We start from the raw sequence: 19,781 nt of genomic DNA on the forward strand, positions 1-19,781 counted from the left end.
ATTTGGTATAAATGGAATATTAAAGCTAATTGACGATATTTCTATTTTTGATAGATAAATTCGACGCCTTCTTCATCACTTTCATCCCAATCATCAAAATCATCGTCATCCAAAGCATCATCCATCACTTGTTGATGGTAATCATCCCACATAAATTCTACTTTTTCAGGAGAGGCATTGTCCTCTTCCGTCTCCCTAGGATGCGCATTGATATATTCCATCAAATCCCAGCATAGTGCTTTTACACCTTCATGATTTACCGCTGAGATAACATAATATTTATCATCCCAATTTAAAGCTTGCGCAATCTCGGCTGCTCGTTTTTCGCTTTCTTCACTGCCTAATACATCCATCTTATTAAACACTAACCAACGCGGTTTATTGGCTAACTTTTCACTATATTGATGTAATTCTTGGATGATAACTTTGGCGTTTTCAATCGGATCTGAACCGTCAATTGGTGCAATATCAATTAAATGCACTAACACACGGCAACGTTCAAGGTGTTTTAAAAAACGAATTCCAAGCCCTGCACCATCTGATGCGCCTTCTATCAACCCGGGGATATCGGCAACCACAAAACTTTGTTCATTATCCATTCTAACCACACCTAAACTAGGCACTAACGTTGTAAATGGATAATCAGCTACCTTTGGTTTTGCTGCTGAAACGCTACGAATAAAAGTTGATTTACCTGCATTAGGTAAACCAAGCATACCAACATCAGCCAGTAATAAAAGTTCCAATAACACATCGCGTTTTTCACCTGGCGTACCATCGGTTTTTTGTCTTGGCGCACGGTTGACTGAGGATTTAAAACGGGCATTACCCAGTCCATGAAAACCACCTTTAGCAACCAGAACTTTTTGTTGATGATGAGTGAGATCACCAATAATTTCACCGGTATATTTATCAGTTATACGCGTGCCAACTGGTACTTTAACGGTAATATCTTTACCGCGTTTACCGGTACAATCTGAACCTTGGCCATTTTGACCTCGTTCAGCGCGATAGTTTTTTTCAAATTGAAAATCAACAAGTGTATTTAGATTTTCATCAGCAATAAAAAATACATCACCACCATCTCCACCATCACCGCCATCTGGACCACCTTTAGGTATATATTTCTCACGGCGGAAACCAACACAACCATTACCACCGTCACCAGCTTCGACGCGAATTGAAGCTTCATCTACAAATTTCATTATTTGTCCTCTTTATTGCGGTTAATTAGCCAGCCCTTTCTTGGTTGCCATAAATGGTGTCCAACTGTTGCAAACATGGCACCAGCCACCACAGATACCGCGCCAATATAACCTATAATATTTAAATATTGCATTGCAAACTTTTCTGGCCATAGTAAAGCAAATAGATCTGAAAAAATCAGTGCAAAAAGTGGAGTTAATGTTGTTATAGCACTTACTTGCGCCGCTTGCCATCGTTCCATTGCCATCACTAAAGCACCATATGCAATAATGGTATTTAAACCACAAAAAATAATTGCAAACAATTGACTAAAATCAGCATTAGCAATTTTAGTCGGTGATGCTAGTGGCCATAAAAAGATACTACATATAAGATAAATCAACCAAAGTAGCTGTTCTGCACGTAATTTTCTTAATAATACTTTCTGTGCTAATGCATAACATGCCCATGAAATCGAAGCTAATAAAGCCAACCATACCCCCTTACCATATGAAGACATATTAGCAAAAAGATCGGCTAGATTTTCATTGAAAAATAGTCCTAACCCAATTAACAATATAGTAATACCAATAATTTGAGTGGGTCTTAATTTCTCCTTGAAAATAAAAGCACTTGAAATCATAAATATAACAATACCGGTTTGGCCAACAACTTGAGCTGTAGTTGCAGATAAATACTGCACAGCTGTGGCAAAAAGTGCAAAATTACCTAATAAACCAAATCCAGCTATCATCAATAAAATAAAACGGCGACGTTTTTTGAACATAGCTAAATTAGGAAACTGTTTTTTATAAGCGAGCCAAAGTGTGATGCCCACTGCGGATATACTTAAACGAGACCAAGCTAATGTTAATGGATCAATAACAACTAATGCATATTTCATGGCAATTGGCACAAGTCCCCACATCACTGCGGTTAACATGGCTAGTGCAAAACCTAACTTGACATTTTGCTGTTTTATCATAATGAATGACTTTATATAACTTTCAAGAAATGAAAAAAGCCCCACAATAACTGTGAGGCTTCTATAACTTATGAACCGCTAGTTTATTAGCTGTTAGCAACTACACTAACATAACGGCGGTTTTTAGGTCCTTTAACTTCGAACTTAACTTGTCCATCAACTAAAGCAAATAGGGTATGATCACGACCACAACCTACGTTAGTGCCTGGGTGGAATTGAGTTCCACGTTGACGAACTAAAATGTTACCCGCAAGAACTTCTTGAGAACCATAACGTTTAACACCTAAACGTTTACTCTGGGAATCACGACCATTACGTGATGAACCACCAGCCTTCTTATGTGCCATTGTTCGATACTCCTATTAAGCGATTGCAGTGATCTTCACATCAGTGAACCACTGACGGTGACCTTGTTGTTTACGATAGTGTTTACGACGACGGAATTTAACAATTTTCACTTTCTCACCACGACCGTGCTCAACAATTTCTGCTTTAATTGTTGCACCTTCAACAAACGGAGCACCAACTTTGATGTCTTCACCATTTGCTACCATTAAAACTTTATCGAAAACAACTTCTGCACCTGTTTCGACTTCAATTTTTTCCAAGCGAACGACTTGTCCTTCGCTAACTCGGTGTTGTTTACCACCACTTTGGAAAACTGCGTACATACTTAACTCCGCAATAAATAGCAGACGATTCCTGATTTAACATATATGTCTGCATTGATTAATCTTATAGGGCGTGAATTTTACGCAAAATTTATGCTTGTTGCAAGCGCTGTTTAATAAAAGATCGCAAAAAGTCATAAAAAAGATCTTAGGCTAGCAATTTTCACGTTACAATAGACCTAAATTATTATTTATTTAAACAATATTTAATAGCAAAATATTGAGTACCAATATGTTAAAAAGAAAATTTTGCTACAGTGCATCCATTATTAATCGTTTAACACTTTTAATGTTTTTTTTAGGTGCTATAGCGTTATTGGCTTTGTCTTTATCAATACAAGTCGCGAATGAGACCAAAGGTAGCGCTTATATGATAAATCAATTAGGCTTGATCAGAATGAAAAGTTATCAACTTTTATCAATGATCCCCATTGAAAAACAGCACTATAACCAACTTAATATTTTTAATGATATGCCATCTTCTAAGCAATTAAAATTATTTGAACGTTACCATTTAATTGTTGAGTTTAACCAATTACAGTCTTTGTGGGTTACAGCTATTGCCCCGAAAATTAAACAAGCAAGTAATATATATGAAATAAAAAATGAAATTGATGATTTTGTTGCTCAGACCGATAAATTAGTTCATCAAATAGATCAAAAAACAGAAAATCAAATCCATTATATTTCGCAATTACAACTTGTTTTTATCATTCTCATTGCACTATTTCTTCTTGTGCAAACTTACTATTTACGTCGCTATCTTCTTGCACCATGGCGCAAATTAATTAATATGGCAGAATCGATTTCTCAACATAACTTTAGCCAACGATTCAACAGTAAAAAAACTAAAAAAAACGAATTTGATCTATTGGGACAAGCCTTCAATAAAATGGCTGAACAGATTGAATTACAGTACCAATTACTAGAAGAACGCGTCACAGAAAAAACCGCCGAATTACAACAAATCAATAAAATTTTGTCGTTTCAGTATCAAGCTATCAAACAGCTACATACATCGGATCCCTTGTGTGAACGCTTTTTAATAATACTGCGTAAACTTGAAGAATTAGTGCCATTAACACAGTTCCAAATTCGTTTTTATGAGTCAGATAATATTGAACATTATCAGCAAATCAGTTATGCCAACCAACAAAAACTCCCTTATTGCCAAAATTCAGAATGTAATGCTTGTCTTATTCCAGCAAAATCCTATCAAGAAAATGGATTTCAGCGTTATTGGTATCTTCAGGAAAAAGGAGAGAAATTTGGTATTTTATTCGCTGTACAACCCTCAAAAATGCATCTGAGTGCAGAACAAGAAAATTTAATTACCGCCTTAGTTGAGCAAATGACAACGGCACTCATGCTTGATAGACAAATAGAACAACAAAAACAATATCTATTAATGAAAGAGCGTTCAGCCATGGCAAGAGAGTTACATGACTCGATAGCACAATCGCTTTCCTGTTTAAAAATTCACCTTAGCTGCCTACAGATGCAACCCGATTTAACCTCACACACAAGTATTGATTTGCTAGCGACGATGCGTAAAGAGGTTAATATTACCTATTCTCAATTAAGAGAATTAATAACCTCTTTTCGTTTACGTCTTAACCAGACCGGTTTTTATGCTAGCTTAATGGAATTGATCGAAGAATTTAATCAAAAATTAAAATTTACCATACAAACTGAATATCAATTACCGCTTAATCTTATTAATAGCAAATATGCATTCCATCTATTGCAGTGTGTTCGCGAATCTCTAAATAATATTTATAAACATGCCAATGCCACACAAGTTAAAATAAGTTTAACTATTGATGAGAATCAAATTATTACTGTCAGCATAAAAGATAATGGAGTTGGTCTACAAAATAATACTAATCAAGATAATCATTATGGATTAATCATTATGCGTGATAGAGTTGAAATATTAAATGGCAATTTAACCATTAATAGTAAACCTAATTTGGGTACCGAAATTTTAGTAACGTTTAAAGCAACGACAATGATCCCAGTTAAAAGGATAGAAGAGTAACAAATGGAAAATATTAAAAGTTCAATATTGCTTATTGATGATCATCCCATGTTAAGAAATGGGGTAAAACAGCTAATTAACACCATCAATGATTTTGAAGTTATTGGCGAAACTGGCTCTGGTATAGAAGGCGTTAAGCTTGCACAAACGCTTGACCCTGACATTATTTTGTTAGATATCAATATGAACGATGTCAGTGGTTTAGAAATTTTACGTTATTTACGAGAAAAGAATATTTCTGCACGAATCATTATGTTTACCGTATCTGATGCCAAGGAAGATATCGTTACCGCGCTCAAAACTGGGGCTGATGGCTATTTGTTAAAAGATATGGAGCCTGAAAATCTTCTTAAAGCATTAAAAGATATTTCGGAAGGTAAAATCATCATGGATGAAGCAATTTCACATATTATTCTTGATTATATGCGTCATGGTGGTGGCTCGACTACCAATCAGAGCCATGATATTAATTTACTTACCCCAAGAGAACATGAAATATTTAATTTATTAGTCCAAGGATTATCCAATAAATTAATCGCTAAAGAGTTAGATATTGTCGAAAGCACGGTTAAAGTTCATATAAAAAGTATTTTTAAAAAGCTAAACTTTAAGTCACGTATGGAAATGACGGTATGGTATTTGCAGAGTAAAGAATAACCTTGGCAATGTATTAATGCCTATTTATATCATATATCAGCTTACGCTTTTAATTGGATAGAATATCTAATCCTAATCATTAAAAATCTTCCATAAAAACCGTTTTCTTTTACTTGATTCAATTGAAAAACAATATTTATAATCATTTAAATCAATTGAATTGATTTATTAAACAAAATTAAGAACAAAAAATTAAAAATAGGAGGAAGTTGTAAATGTCTCTATTAGTCAATGCTTACTCTACACTCACAAATCCAATAGCAATTAATTTTAGTTGTAAAAAATTAAATCAGCGTGGATTGAACTCACTAAATTTTACAGTTCACCTTAATGGTTTTATTGGCTATATTATGCAAGCAGGTGATGGTGAAATGAACTCACGTCGTTATGAACTGTATCGACATATCCAAAAAACTAATCATCAGTTTACGTTTGAGATAGAAGGAAATCAATTTGATGAACTAACGATTTGGGCTGAGCAAGCTAATGTCATTTTATTTATGCCCGACGGTACGATACGCAATCCTAACATAGACGTTTTACAAGATCCAAATGGGAAATTTGATATCAGTATTAAAATGCCTTATCCATCTGTAGCATTACAACGTAAAACAAAAACAGAGAAGTAGTTAGCAACGTTAGGATTACAGCCACTTACAAGTTTACCGCCTGTTGTTGCTGAATCTGAAGTGATACTTAGCCTCCCCTGACGAAGTAATAAAACGTACCTTGGCACTAATGTTAACCGACATTCAAGCCTAAAGCTTTCGAGAAAGTGCCCGATTAGATCCTGAAAAATTCAAAACGCGTTGTCCGTTGGGTTTTGCTGCTTTATCAAATATTGAACATGATTTTATTCACGATCCTCAACCGCAAGATGTTATGAATATAAGTTGGCGCTATGAAGCCTTATTACCACTACAATGGTCACTAAATTGGCAATCAACATTACCTTTTGCCGACACCTTTTGTGATGTATCTTCATTAGTTGAAACCGGTGTAGAAAATAGTAATCCCGAACTATCTACCTTAAGACCAACGAGTGAACTGCTAGATGCATTAGATTTAAAATACCACTTACATTGGTTAGCAAGAGATTATCGTCTTAACAATAAATCATTGCTGATAGAAATAATGGAAGGCGTCATTCAAGAAAGACAATATGCTTTAAATTGGCTAACGAATTTTGAAAATGCTGATTGAGATGATGTCGATACTCCAACCTAGATTTTTGATAAATAATGCAAAGTACATATTGTTATAAAAGACTTTTTAACAATATTATTTAGGCAAGTTGCTTGATTACAAAAGGCAAGAAAATAAAGAATTGTTTACCTTATCCTTTTCTTGCCAATTGATGCTAATTGTGAGAAAACCAGTTGAGTTTTTCTCGTAATGCCACCACCGGACCAACAATAATTAAACTCGGGCTATAAGCTTGTAAAGCTAGCTCACCAAGCTCGGATAATAAACCATCGATAACTTTTTGCTTGGTTGTGGTGCCCTCTTCAACAATAGCAACCGGCGTATCACCATTCATACCGTGTTTAATTAAATTTACTTTAATATTTTCTGCTTGTGATAATCCCATATAAAAAACCAGTGTCTGTTTTTCTGCCGCTAAGCTATGCCAATCTAGCTGAGTACCATCTTTCAAATGACCGGTAATTAAACGAACACTATGCGCATAATCACGATGAGTTAACGGTATACCACTATAGGCTGAGCATCCTGAAGCTGCGGTAATTCCTGGTATTACTGAAAAAATAATATTCGCATTGAATAATGTTTCCAGCTCCTCTCCTCCCCGACCAAAAATAAAGGGATCACCACCTTTCAGTCTGACTACTCGCAACCCTTTTTGCGCTTGCTCTAATAATATTTGGTTAATTTGTTCTTGGGGAACGCAGTGAAAACCGGGGCGTTTACCAACAAAAATGCGTTGAGCATCTCGCCGAGCAAGATTCATTATTTCATTGGATACTAATCGGTCGTAAACAATAATATCGGCTTGTTGAATTTGTTGCAGACCTTTTAATGTCAATAATCCCGGATCACCAGGACCGGCACCAACCAAAACCACTTCACCGCGATAATCAACCGGCTCTGCAAATAATTGATTAGTTAGTCTTTCAACATTTTCTGAATCATTATTAGCTACAGCTTGCGCTAATCTATCATGGCTAAATAGCTTTTCCCAAAATCGTCGCCGTTCAGTCATACTTTGGTAAGTTGCTTTTACTTTATTACGTAAATAACCTGCATATTTGGCTAATTTGCCAATATTTTGTGGCAATATCGCCTCTAATTTTTCGCGTAATAATCGTGCTAATACGGGAGCATGACCTTCGGAAGATATCGCAACCATTATAGGTGAACGATCAATAATAGACGGCATAATAAAACTAGCGCCTTTAGGTGAATCGACAACATTACAAAATATCCGACGCTTTTCTGATTCTGTGCTGACTTGTTGATTGGTTTGCGGGCAATCGGTTGCAGCAATAACTAACCATTTATTATCAAGCAGTTGGGTAATAAATTCACTTTGCACTAAAACTAGTTGCTTTTGTTTCTGCCAACAGAGAAACTGCTGAGTAAATTCGAGTGCATTAACCGTTAACTTTGCGCCTGCCTCAAGTAATAACCGAGCTTTACGCTCGGCTATTTCTCCACCGCCAACTAACAAGCAATCACGGTTTTCTAATTTACAAAATAAAGGTAAATAATCCATAGACTTTTAAAACAACCATTTATATTAATATCTTATTGAACTAAAAAAATTTTCGGTTAGCAATCCAACAACGATTAAAAACCAGCAATTTGCGCAATTAAAATCCTATTCTATACTAATTAAGGTCGCTCTGCCTTAGGTGTTGAAAACCAATATCCTAAGCCCATAAATAGTGCTCCTGACACCAAATTACCTAATGAAACCCATAATAAGTTATGACCGATTCCGCCTAACGTGTAGGCATCAGGATGATTGCCAAACCAAGAGAGTGAGAATAACGTCATATTAGCGACACTATGTTCATAACCACAAGCAATAAATGCCAGTAGGCACCACCAGATGGCAATAAATTTGGCCGTACCTTCAACTCGATTTGCCATCCAAATAGCCAAACAAACTAACCAATTACATAAAATTCCACGGAAAAATAGTGCCGTTGCCGGTGCAGATGTTTTTGCTAATGCCGCGGCATGCACCAGAGAAGTATCAGTTGTCAATAATGGACTAGCCCCCCAATAAAATAGCGCAGCGACAAAAATTGATCCCAGCAAATTGCCTAACCATGTTTGTGGTAATACACACCACATTTGGCAATGGGTAATTTTTTTTGCCTGAACGCCAAAAGTTAAAAACATGGTATGGCCAGTAAATAACTCCGAGCCGGCAATCACAACTAAAGTTAATGCTATACCAAAGGTTGCCCCCATAACTAAAGGTCTAACCGATGGATCAAGCAAATTACCTAGTGTAAAAATTAATATAATTCCTAAACCAACGTAAGCTCCTGCCATTGCAGAACTTAACCAAAATCCAATTGGGTTGGTTTTAGCTAGTCGAACGATACGTGCAGCATTAGCCGCACATTTGTTAATTGTTTCTGTATACATTTTCTATTCCTTAAGTAATTAATTAGATTTTATTTGTACAAAATCTTCGTTATCTACTTCGACCTCATAATGAGCAACAGAATAATTTTCATTTTCAAGGCAATAACCATCCTTCAAACGAAAACGTTGTTTTTTCAAAGGACTAGCTACCCACAACTCATTTTCATGTTCAGCAATAATACCTCGAGAAAGAACGCTAGCATTAGCAAAAGGGTCAATATTACTAATGGCATAAAGCTCATTGGTATTGTAGGGACGAAAAACTGCAACATGTTCTTTGCCGATTAGCGCACATATTCCTGTTTCAGGTAAAATATCTTGTAATTTACAAATAGTAATCCATTGGCTCATGATCTATTCTCCTAACATAGCTTGACGTTCTTCAAAAGTAGCGGGGCGATGTTGATCGCGCTCAGGCACAAATTGAATATTATCATCACGTTTAGAACTATTAACAAAATGGGCAAAACGGATTTGTGCTTCAGGGGTATCCACGGTTTCTTTCCATTCACAGACAACTAATTTGCGAATCCGTGTCATCTCTTTTTCTAGTTCGGCATTAATACCTAACTTGTCATCAATAATCACGCTACGTAAATAATCGATTCCTCCTTCAAGATTCTCAAACCAAACGGAAGTTCGTTGTAATTTATCAGCAGTGCGAATATAGAACATGATAAAACGATCCAAATAACGTATAAGCGTCTCTTTATCTAAATCCGCAGCAAGTAAATCAGCATGACGAGGCTTCATACCACCATTACCACAAACATAGAGATTCCAACCTTTTTCGGTAGCAATAACACCAATATCTTTACCTTGTGCCTCCGCACACTCCCGAGTACAACCTGAAACACCCAGTTTAAATTTATGAGGTGCTCGAATACCTTTATAACGATTTTCTAATTCAACGCCAAAACCAACACTATCGCCAACACCAAAACGGCACCAAGTACTACCCACACACGTTTTAGCCATACGTAACGCCTTCGCATAGGCATGACCACTTTCAAAACCAGCGGCTATTAGCTCTTTCCAAATCGCCGGAAGATCGTCTTTTTGCGCACCAAATAAACCAATCCGTTGAGACCCGGTAATTTTCGAATACAGATTGTATTTCCTAGCAATTTGTCCTATGGCAATTAAACCTTCAGGGGTAATTTCTCCACCAGCACTACGCGGAATAACTGAATAAGTACCATTTTTTTGGATATTACCTAAAAAAATATCATTACTATCTTGTAACGGCACAAGATCAGGTTTAAGAATATAATTATTCCAACATGACGCTAATATGGAACCGACTGTTGGTTTACAAACTTCACAGCCATAACCGGTACCATGTTTTTTTATCACTTCATCAAAAGATGTTAATCCTTCTACACGAACTAAATGAAAAAGTTCTTGGCGAGAATAGTTAAAATGCTCACAAAGCGCATGGCTTACTTCGATACCTTGTTTCGCTAACTCCAAATTGATGATTTGTGTTACTAACGGAATACAACCACCACAGCCAGTTCCCGCTTTGGTTTCAGCTTTAATTGCAGCGACAGTATGACAACCAGCATGAATAGCCTGAACAATTTTCGCTTTCGTCACATCAAAACAAGAACAAATTTGTGCGCTATCCGGTAATGCATCCGCGCCTAATGCAGGTTTAGCGCCGGCGTGAGAAGGTAAAATTAAGCTATCTGGATGTTCTGGCAAATCCATATTATTAAGCATTAATTGTAATAAATTACTATAGTCTGATGTATCACCGACCAAGACAGCGCCAAGCAATTTACTATTATCATTTGAAACCACTAATTTTTTATAGACCGGAATATTTTCGTCTAAGTAAACATAACTCCGGCAACCGAGCGTCTTCGCTTTGGCATCACCAATACTGCCAACATCGACGCCCAATAATTTAAGTTTAGCGCTCATATCAGCGCCTTCAAATTTAGCATTTTCGCCGCTCAAATGGGCTAAAGCGACCTGTGCCATTTTGTATCCTGGGGCTACAAGGCCATAAACTTTACCTTGCCAACAAGCGCATTCGCCAATAGCATAAATATCCGGATCGGATGTTTGGCAATAATCATTAACAACAATCCCGCCACGCGGGCCAATATCGAGCTCACATGCTTTAGCTAATTGATCGCTAGGTCGAATACCGGTAGAAAAAACAATAAAATCAATTTTAAGTGATGAACCATCAGCAAATTGCATAATTTTACCTGATGGAGTATGAATAATTTCTTGGGTATTTTTACTGGTATGAACACCAACCCCCATCGCCTCAATTTTTCGACGTAATTGCTCACCGCCCATCGCATCAAGTTGTTCCGCCATGAGTACTGGTGCAAATTCAACAACATGCGTCTCAATACCTAAATTCTTAAGCGCTCCGGCAGCTTCCAGCCCTAGCAACCCACCACCAACAACAGCGCCGGTTTTACAATTGCTAGCACAATCACGAATAGCATCAAGATCTTCAATAGTACGATAAACAAAACAATTCGCACCATCGGCACCTTTAATTGGTGGTACCCATGGATAAGATCCAGTTGCAATAATCAACTTATCATAAGGAACTATACGCCCTGTTTGTGAATGCACTTCTTTACATTGTCGGTTAATTAAAGTAACCGGCTCATTAAGTAAGATATTTATATCATTTTCTTGATATAAACCTTCTCGAACTAAAGATAATGCTTCTGCGCTATGGCCTGAGAAATAGGAAGAGAGATGAACACGATCGTAAGCAACTCTTGGTTCTTGGCAAAAAATAGTGATGTTGAACTTATCTGCCTGCATTTTATCGATAATTTCTTCGACAAAACGATGTCCAACCATCCCATTGCCAATAATGACGAGATTGGTTTTACTCATAAAAAGCTCCAAATATATTTTTAATTCAATTAGTTAATTTTTATCTATTTGATATTTTAAGGAACTTTAAACAGAATATAATTACCCTCAAGAATTACCACTTTAGTGGTAGTCAAAATTATAATTTTGAAAACAATAAGTTATCCATTTTTACCATTTTGATATCAAAAATATATTAGTAGATTAGTGTGATAAACATCTCAAATCCCTAATAAAAAAAGATTGCCAATTAGGGTTAAACTAGTATAATTAGCCGACTAAATAAATTAGGTAATAACAATTGAACTACAATTCAAGAATACTTCCTTCACGCGAAACTTTAGCAAAAGCGCAAAGATTTAATGATGAAATTATCGAGGTTTCAGGCGTTGATCTGGTCTTAAGTTTAATCACCACCGCCGATTTAATTCGATCAAATATCTATGCGCAACTGGCAAAAGATTATGATGTATCAGAAGGAAAATTTGCGTTACTCATGTCACTGTATAGTGAAGGTGAAACCTGCGCTAGCGAGCTAGCATTGAGAGTGGGGGTGACGCCTGCAACCGTTTCGGTAATGGTAAAACGAATGTTAGCCGCACCAGATCCCTTGATATCCATGACCAAAAGTGGAGAAGATGGCCGTTCTCGACTAATCACGCTTACCGCAACCGGTGTAACGCTTATCCAAAAAGCATTACCTAATCACTTAAAATCGATTCGTGCTTTTGCTCAGGTTTTAAATCCACAAGAGCAGGAATCCTTAATTGCAATGTTACGCAAGCTATTGCGCAAATAATTGCCATTAATCACCAATCATCATAGTGTTTTAACCATATACTTAGCTGACTAAATAAATGAAAAATAAACTAAACTTAATTTCAAATTTACCCAAAAACATTAAAATTCCTGCTATATTCTTGTTACTACTTTTAGTTGGATCAACGTTAATTTGTCTTGGTTCAAGAAACGATGCGGTAACTGTGGCTAAAAGTATCAAATCAGGGGTATTAACTGCTGATGAAATCAATGTTGCCTTCCAAAATGTAGGCGGCAAAGTTGTTAAACGCTTTGTTCAAGAATCACAATTTGTCAAAAAAGGTGATCCACTAATGCAACTTGAAGACGTTGATACTCAGCTATCAATAGATCGTTTACAAGCGCTAGTTGATAGTCAAACCGCCGCCGTTAAACAAGAACAAGCGGCTATTGAAATCACTGAAAATGAAACGAATCTCAATGAATTATCTACATGGCGCAAAATAGAAGAAGTCAAAGCTAATTTAGAAGCAGCAATCTCTTCTCGGGATTTAGCTAATACTGAATTTCAACGCCATACTCAATTAAGAAAAACTGGTGGAACCTCACAATCACAACTTGATGCAGCCCGTAATGCCTACATTAGTTCCAAAATGCTCGTCGTACAAATTGAAAGTCAACTTTCAACATTGATGATTGGAGCAACACCTGAACAAATCGCGCAGTTTGAACAAACTAGAAATGCGACAGGTATGACATTGCAGTCCATCACAATTGCTAGACAAAAACTGCAAAATCGCCAAAATCAGCTTGCTCAAATTCGTGCTCAACTAGCACAAGCCGAAGCAGATTTAAAACAACTAAAAGTAAACTACAGTCGGCTTACCTTAGTTGCACCCGAAGATGGCAAAGTGTTAAAACTCATGTTTGAAGATGGAGAAATGGTTCCAGCTGGTGCACCTGCAGTACTGTTAGAAACCGATCGTAAATATGTTGATATCTATGTTAATGAAAAAATGGTTAATGATTATCAACCGGGTACAAAAGTAAAAGCTAATGTTATTGCTCTGGACGAAACCGTAAAAGGTACAGTTCGATTTGCTACAGCTGCGCCTTCATTTGCTGACTTACGCATGACACGTGAACGAGGGCAAGCTGATTTAACATCTTACCAAGTCAGAATTTATGTTGAATCTATCCCACATCTATTAACTGGTATGACAATTGAGGTTGATCAATGATGCGACAAAACATCATTAAATCTATGCTTGAAGAGCTTGATGCTATGTTATCAGGCCACTTCATCCCTTATTATAAAGTGTGCTTGGGTTTAGCCGCTATCGTATCGCTTGTGTTTTCAATAGTACTAAGCCATGGTTCGGTTTTCGAAGGAAAGATCGCGGTTATTGATCTTGATGGTTCTAATTATTCAACTGAATTAATCAGCAAGGTGAATACCTCACCATTTATCGAAATAACAGAAGTGATTCGTTCACCAGTTAATCCAATTACCTTAGTTTCGCACGATCGTAATTTAGGCGTGCTATATATTCCCAAAGGACTGGAAAAATCTTTAAAGAAAGGTGATCAATCTGTTAAATTGGGTTATTTTGCTGATGATTCAAACGACGCACAAAATGCCAAAGTAATGCAAAGCCTTAATGAAATTATCCCTGAATCAGGTGCAGAGCTGAGCGTTGGTAAAGTTGCGGCATTAGGACTTGGAAGAGAAGCAACCGAAGCAACCCTATCACCAATGCAATTAAAAACAAGAACTATGTTTAATCCGTCTAGTTCATCAACAATATCCACTATTATCTATTTCGTTTACTTTTTTTCGTCATTAACGTATGGATTAACCTCATTGATGATCATTGGTCGATTAAAAACTATGGGTATGTGGAATACAGTAATAGAGCGAGGTTTCCTACCGCTATTAGCTAGAACGGTGCCTTATGCTCTATTTTATACCACAGCTTTAACCTTAATTACCGCAATACTGGTTTTATTTGGACAATTACGCTTTGATGGTAACTACTTCACTTTCGTGCCAAGCGTATTTATGACAGGACTTGCTTTTGGTTGGTTGGGTTTCCTATTATCTTGGAATACCCATCATCCAGGTGAAGGGGCCAGCAGAATGATTTTCCTTGTTCCTCCAGGATTTATTATGGGGGGCTCAACCATGGCGGTAGGCATTATGCCAATTTGGGCATTTTATGCCAGCCACGCCTTTCCATTAGTTTGGCTATTTCGCTTCTTCCGAGATATCGGTATACGGGGGCGTTCATTTGTAGATATGCTATCAACATATGGGATCTTTATTATCTATTTAACCGTTATTGCATTTATCGTAATGCTATTTGTTAATCGAATTAAAAATAGCCAGTCAGAATAAATAATAACCTCATAAATTATTGAAACACCAATCGGTGTTTCAATATCAGTATCAAACGCTGTATTCTCTTAATTATAATTTTCGATTAACAATCTTATAATCAATGAAATTTACAAATTTGTGACATAGATCACTCTAAACAGTGAAAGCGGATATTTTTTTATTGTTTAGTTATCTTTCTTTTATATGATTTCTCTTTTAAGTTAAAAATTTGAATAATAACATTAATATTCTTTTTACTGCTTATCTTTCACATTGAAAGCTTTCGTTTTATTTTAAATGGAAATAATATTTCAATTTTTTCTTACCTAACCAATTTTGTGACCTATCTATCATTTTTCGATCTCTTATCTATGTTTAAATTTAATAAAGAAACAAAAGTCAAATGAGTGGCAGAAAATGAATAAAGAAATAATCAACACTTTACAACGTAGAGAAAAAATTATTCATTTACTTGATACAGAGAATACCGTATCAGTTAACAAATTAAGTAAATTATTTAAAGTATCAAGCGTTACCATCCGAAACGATTTAAGACACCTTGAAGAAAAAGGTTGTATATTGCGCTGTTATGGTGGCGCAATGTTAAATAAATCCTTTGCTTTAGATAAGCCATTATTAGACAAAAGCCGTATCAATTCGAACATTAAAAATAAAATTGCCCAGCGAGCAGCTGAAATGGTTAATGATGGAAACCGAATCATTCTCGATTCAGGATCGACAACAGCAGCTATGGTTCCCTATTTACGTAACAAAAAAAACTTAATTGTCTTTACTAACGCAGTAAATATTGCCTATGAATTATCAAATAATAATGACATAGAAGTAATTATTGCTGGTGGGAACATCAGAAAAAAAGCTTACTCTATTTCTGGTCCTACAGTAGAACAACAATTAAGAATGTACCATTTTGACAAGCTTTTTTTAGGTGTTGATGGTTTTGATCTAAATGCTGGTATTACTACACCAAACTTCGGTGAAGCCAATGTCAATAAGGTAATGTGTCAAGTTTCAGAGCAAATTATCGCAATGACTGACTCAACAAAATTCGGTCGTAAAAGTTTCTGCACAATAGAAAACGTTAATCCGATTAAAACAATAATCACTGACAGCAAAATTCCCAAAGATTATCTAGAGCAATTACATACATTAGGAATAAATGTAGTAATTGTCGATTTTTAAACTTATAGATTTATTGAAACGAAAAAAGGATGTAGTTTATGCAAAAATATTTAAATTATTCATTAGATTGGTTAGAGCAACGCAAAGCTCAACATACGGCAAAAGAGATTTGTCAACAACCGCAAATTTGGCGAAATTTATGGCAAATCATCGCTCAACAACAAAATCAATTACAGTCATTTTTACAACCCTTACTTTCCGACCCAAATTTAGAAATAATCTTAACCGGAGCTGGCTCGTCCGCTTTTGGTGGTGTTGCTCTCGCCCCGTGGTTAAGAGAACATACTCATCGAAATGTTTATGCCTATGGCACAACTGAAATTGTTGCTGACCCACTACAATATTTTACACCAAATAAAAAAACGTTAGTGGTGTCATTTGCTCGTTCAGGTAATAGTCCGGAAAGTGTGGCAGCAGTTAAATTAGCCGATCAATTAATTTCTGATTGTTATCACTTATTTTTAATATGTAATCCCAACTGTGCTTTAAGCGATTATGCAACTAATAACAATTCATCAAACCGTATTTTTCAACTGGTTATGCCAGAAGGTGCTCATGATTTAGGTTTTGCTATGACCTCAAGTATTAGTAGTATGATGCTGGCTGCATTACTCCTTTTGGGTAATATTGATCAAGTGATCGCACATGAGGCAATAATGGAAATTGCTAGTATCTGTGAACAAAAAATAGCAAGCTGGCAAGAAATAACCAAACAATTAGCCCATAAAAACCATCAAAGAGTTATCTATGTTGGTAGTAGCTGTTTTACTGGTATTGCCCAAGAGTCTGCATTAAAAATTCTTGAATTAACAGCGGGTAAAATAGCCTCTCGATTCGATTCTATTTTAGGGCTACGCCACGGTCCTAAATTCATGATTAATTCACAAAGCTTAGTTGTCTGTTTCTTCTCTAACGATCATTATATCCATCAATATGATACTGATTTGTTTGATGAATTAGTTCATGACCATATTGCAACAGATGTGTTTGCACTCAGTGGAAAAAATAGTGGCAATAAACAAAATATCCTTGCATTAAATAGTAATTTAGCCGATTGCTGGCTCATCTTTCCATATCTGGTTTTTGCCCAGATGCTCGCATTCGAGAAATCATTAAGTAATGGTTTAACACCGGATAATCCTTGCCCAACAGGTGAAGTTAACCGAGTGGTTAAAGGCGTTACTATTTATCCATTTAATTAAATTTAAAGTATCCCATTATCACAAAAAGAAGGATGTAAAACATATGAGCACGCCTAATATTCTTATGACACGTATTGATAATCGTTTAGTTCATGGTCAAGTTGGCGTAACTTGGGTTAATGCACTTGGTGCGAACCTATTATTAGTCGCCAATGACAGTGCTTCGCAAGATCCCGTACAACAAAATCTAATGGATATGGTTATCGCCGAAGGGATTCAAACTCGTTATTTTACCTTACAAAAAACCATCGATATTATTGGCAAAGCATCAGAAAGACAAAAAATTTTTATTGTCTGTAAAACACCACAAGATGTATTAACCCTCGTTAAAGGTGGTGTACCAATCAAATTTGTCAATGTTGGTAATATGCATTTTTCCGAGGGTAAAAAACAAATTCATAAAACCGTTTCAGTTGATGAATCAGATATTGCAGCATTTAAAGAACTTGAACAATTAGGCATAACTTGTGAGATCCGCCGAGTACCTGATGAAGCTGGTGAAAAAATAACGGATTTAATCAATCTATCTTAACTCGAGGGAGCATACTATGTTAATGGATGCATTATTAATTGGGCTTCTAGCCGGTATAGCTGGCGTAGATTTATTTGATGGCCTGACTCATTTACACAGACCGATCGTAATAGGACCGTTAGTTGGATTCATTTTAGGCGATATTACAACCGGTTTATATGTTGGAGGTTCATTAGAACTGGTATGGATGGGAATGGTACCGTTAGCAGGAGCACAACCACCTAATGTGGTTATCGGTGGTGTGATTGGCACCAGTTTTGCAATCTTAACTCATGCAGATCCTAAAGTTGCAATAGGTATTGCCGTACCATTTGCTATTGCAGTACAAGGATGTATCACTATTTTATTCACCATATACTCACCAATGATGCATAAATGTGATCGCTTCGTTGATCAACTCAATTTTAAAGGAATTGAATGGGTTAACTATCTTGGCATGATTATTCTTTTTGGTTTCTATTTTATTGTTGCTTTCTTACCTATCTACTTTGGTGCTGACGCAGCAACAGCACTAGTTAAAAAATCACCGCAATGGTTGCTTGATGGTCTTAGTGTTGCTGGTGGTATGATGCCGGCCATCGGTTTTGCAATGTTAATGAAAATTATGATGAAGAAAACCTATATTGCTTATTTCATTTTAGGTTTTCTTGGTGTGACTTTCCTTAATTTACCAATTTTAGCGATTGCATTAGGCGCGCTAGCTATAGCAATGATTGATTTCTTTAATTATGGCCGTGAAAACAACGATAGTAACAAGCCAGTAAGCTCAGATTCAATGGAGGTGGAAGATGGAATTTAATAACGATCACGATAAAAAAATGGCCGAGAAAGAAGCAAAACGTATGGAACAAGCATTAGCGACAAGCAAAGCCACAGCCGATACTTTTTATGATCAAAGCCAAGATGTAACACTAACCAAAGGTGATATTAACCGAATGGCATTTCGTTCTCTTGCTTTACAAGCGTCATTCAACTATGAACGTATGCAAGCTGGAGGTTGGCTTTATACTATCTTACCAGCATTACGTAAAATACATAAAAACCAAGATGATCTTAAAAATTCGATGCATATGCATATGGAATTTATTAATGTCCATCCTTTTGACGCCACTTTCCTTTCTGGGTTAGTTCTTGCCATGGAGAGAGGCAAAGAAAATATTTCAACTATACGCGCGGTGAAAGTCGCTTTAATGGGACCATTAGGTGGAATCGGTGACGCATTATTTTGGTTAACTTTACTACCAATATGCGCTGGAATTGGAGCATCATTAGCCTTAGAAGGTAGCTTTTTTGGACCAATAATTTTCCTACTAATGTTTAATATTGTGCATTTTGGTTTACGTTTTGGTTTAGCTCATTATGGTTATCATGCCGGTACCAGTGCTTTACCTTTATTAAAAACACACACAAAACGTATCTCACATGCTGCATCTATAATTGGTATGACGGTAATAGGCGCATTAGTTGCCTCATATGTACATTTATCTACACCGTTAGAAATAAATGCAGGACAGGCTCATGTTGCGCTACAAGCTGATGTATTAGATAAATTGATGCCCAATATATTACCACTTGGTTTTACCTTAATTGTTTATAGTTTAATGAAACGTAATTTCTCACCAGTAAAATTAATTGGATTAACCGTTATTATTGGTGTTGTAGGTAAATTAGTTGGATTTTTATAGAGGAAAT

General features: G+C 36.2%; 20 protein-coding genes. 12 read left to right on the forward strand and 8 right to left on the reverse strand.

The annotated features are described in order from the left end of the window. Positions 1-41: 41 nt before the first annotated feature. The 4 genes from cgtA to rplU all read right to left on the reverse strand — a co-directional run bounded on the left by cgtA (position 42) and on the right by rplU (position 2,841). Entirely contained in the window at positions 42-1,205 is a 1,164-nt protein-coding gene (cgtA, locus tag AC5LXI_RS00105) for an Obg family GTPase CgtA (RefSeq protein WP_493443001.1), read from the reverse strand. Beyond that, positions 1,205-2,170, reverse strand: a complete 966-nt coding sequence (locus AC5LXI_RS00110; RefSeq protein ID WP_493443002.1) for a DMT family transporter — start codon at positions 2,168-2,170, stop codon at positions 1,205-1,207. Before AC5LXI_RS00110 ends, cgtA begins: the two co-directional genes overlap by 1 nt. Before the next feature lie 86 nt (positions 2,171-2,256). Further along, positions 2,257-2,517 (reverse strand): 50S ribosomal protein L27, encoded by a 261-nt coding sequence (rpmA, locus tag AC5LXI_RS00115; protein WP_034883716.1) that lies wholly within the window; start codon positions 2,515-2,517, stop codon positions 2,257-2,259. Between the two features lie 15 nt (positions 2,518-2,532). Further along, on the reverse strand, positions 2,533-2,841 hold the full coding sequence (gene rplU, locus AC5LXI_RS00120) for a 50S ribosomal protein L21 (protein WP_034883717.1): 309 nt from the start codon (positions 2,839-2,841) through the stop codon (positions 2,533-2,535). A 232-nt stretch (positions 2,842-3,073) separates the two neighbouring features. On the opposite strand from rplU, the gene narX reads away from it, so the two are divergent. The 4 genes from narX (at position 3,074) to AC5LXI_RS00140 (ending at position 6,742) form a co-directional block, all read left to right on the forward strand. Beyond that, the gene (gene narX, locus AC5LXI_RS00125; protein WP_493443003.1) at positions 3,074-4,882 is read left to right on the forward strand and encodes a nitrate/nitrite two-component system sensor histidine kinase NarX; all 1,809 of its coding nucleotides are present in this window, start codon (positions 3,074-3,076) and stop codon (positions 4,880-4,882) included. A 3-nt stretch (positions 4,883-4,885) separates the two neighbouring features. Beyond that, a complete protein-coding gene (narL, locus tag AC5LXI_RS00130) occupies positions 4,886-5,539 on the forward strand; it encodes a two-component system response regulator NarL (protein WP_034883720.1) in 654 nt (217 codons plus the stop codon). 215 nt (positions 5,540-5,754) lie between these two features. Further along, on the forward strand, positions 5,755-6,168 hold the full coding sequence (locus AC5LXI_RS00135; RefSeq protein WP_493443004.1) for a hypothetical protein: 414 nt from the start codon (positions 5,755-5,757) through the stop codon (positions 6,166-6,168). 187 nt (positions 6,169-6,355) lie between these two features. Beyond that, complete coding sequence (locus AC5LXI_RS00140) at positions 6,356-6,742, forward strand: DUF4272 domain-containing protein (protein ID WP_493443005.1); 387 nt, start codon at positions 6,356-6,358, stop codon at positions 6,740-6,742. 157 nt (positions 6,743-6,899) lie between these two features. Here AC5LXI_RS00140 and cysG read toward each other — a convergent pair whose 3' ends face one another. From cysG to nirB, 4 genes are all read right to left on the reverse strand, one after another. After that, positions 6,900-8,273 carry a siroheme synthase CysG gene (gene cysG, locus AC5LXI_RS00145; RefSeq protein WP_493443006.1) on the reverse strand — a complete coding sequence of 458 codons (1,374 nt, stop codon included), beginning with the start codon at positions 8,271-8,273 and terminating at the stop codon, positions 6,900-6,902. 119 nt (positions 8,274-8,392) lie between these two features. Beyond that, a complete protein-coding gene (nirC, locus tag AC5LXI_RS00150) occupies positions 8,393-9,160 on the reverse strand; it encodes a nitrite transporter NirC (RefSeq protein ID WP_493443007.1) in 768 nt (255 codons plus the stop codon). Positions 9,161-9,178: 18 nt separating this feature from the next. After that, complete coding sequence (gene nirD / locus AC5LXI_RS00155; RefSeq protein WP_493443008.1) at positions 9,179-9,511, reverse strand: nitrite reductase small subunit NirD; 333 nt, start codon at positions 9,509-9,511, stop codon at positions 9,179-9,181. Positions 9,512-9,514: 3 nt separating this feature from the next. Beyond that, positions 9,515-12,037, reverse strand: a complete 2,523-nt coding sequence (gene nirB / locus AC5LXI_RS00160; protein ID WP_493443009.1) for a nitrite reductase large subunit NirB — start codon at positions 12,035-12,037, stop codon at positions 9,515-9,517. 280 nt (positions 12,038-12,317) lie between these two features. On the opposite strand from nirB, the gene AC5LXI_RS00165 reads away from it, so the two are divergent. The 8 genes from AC5LXI_RS00165 to AC5LXI_RS00200 all read left to right on the forward strand — a co-directional run bounded on the left by AC5LXI_RS00165 (position 12,318) and on the right by AC5LXI_RS00200 (position 19,774). After that, positions 12,318-12,815: a MarR family winged helix-turn-helix transcriptional regulator gene (locus AC5LXI_RS00165; protein WP_493443010.1), complete on the forward strand. Its 498-nt coding sequence runs from the start codon at positions 12,318-12,320 to the stop codon at positions 12,813-12,815. A 58-nt stretch (positions 12,816-12,873) separates the two neighbouring features. Further along, complete coding sequence (locus tag AC5LXI_RS00170) at positions 12,874-14,016, forward strand: HlyD family secretion protein (RefSeq protein ID WP_493443011.1); 1,143 nt, start codon at positions 12,874-12,876, stop codon at positions 14,014-14,016. Beyond that, positions 14,013-15,173, forward strand: coding sequence for an ABC transporter permease (locus AC5LXI_RS00175; RefSeq protein ID WP_493443012.1), 1,161 nt, complete (start codon positions 14,013-14,015; stop codon positions 15,171-15,173). Before AC5LXI_RS00170 ends, AC5LXI_RS00175 begins: the two co-directional genes overlap by 4 nt. 399 nt (positions 15,174-15,572) lie before the next feature. Then, complete coding sequence (agaR, locus tag AC5LXI_RS00180; protein WP_493443013.1) at positions 15,573-16,355, forward strand: transcriptional repressor AgaR; 783 nt, start codon at positions 15,573-15,575, stop codon at positions 16,353-16,355. 38 nt (positions 16,356-16,393) lie between these two features. Then, the gene (locus AC5LXI_RS00185) at positions 16,394-17,557 is read left to right on the forward strand and encodes an SIS domain-containing protein (RefSeq protein ID WP_493443014.1); all 1,164 of its coding nucleotides are present in this window, start codon (positions 16,394-16,396) and stop codon (positions 17,555-17,557) included. Between the two features lie 43 nt (positions 17,558-17,600). After that, positions 17,601-18,089 carry a PTS N-acetylgalactosamine transporter subunit IIB gene (gene agaV / locus AC5LXI_RS00190; protein ID WP_493443015.1) on the forward strand — a complete coding sequence of 163 codons (489 nt, stop codon included), beginning with the start codon at positions 17,601-17,603 and terminating at the stop codon, positions 18,087-18,089. 16 nt (positions 18,090-18,105) lie between these two features. Further along, positions 18,106-18,888, forward strand: a complete 783-nt coding sequence (gene agaW / locus AC5LXI_RS00195) for a PTS N-acetylgalactosamine transporter subunit IIC (protein ID WP_493443016.1) — start codon at positions 18,106-18,108, stop codon at positions 18,886-18,888. Next, positions 18,878-19,774 carry a PTS system mannose/fructose/sorbose family transporter subunit IID gene (locus AC5LXI_RS00200; protein WP_493443017.1) on the forward strand — a complete coding sequence of 299 codons (897 nt, stop codon included), beginning with the start codon at positions 18,878-18,880 and terminating at the stop codon, positions 19,772-19,774. Before agaW ends, AC5LXI_RS00200 begins: the two co-directional genes overlap by 11 nt. Positions 19,775-19,781: the final 7 nt, after the last annotated feature.

Source organism: Gilliamella sp. LMG 34361, from assembly GCF_984569075.1.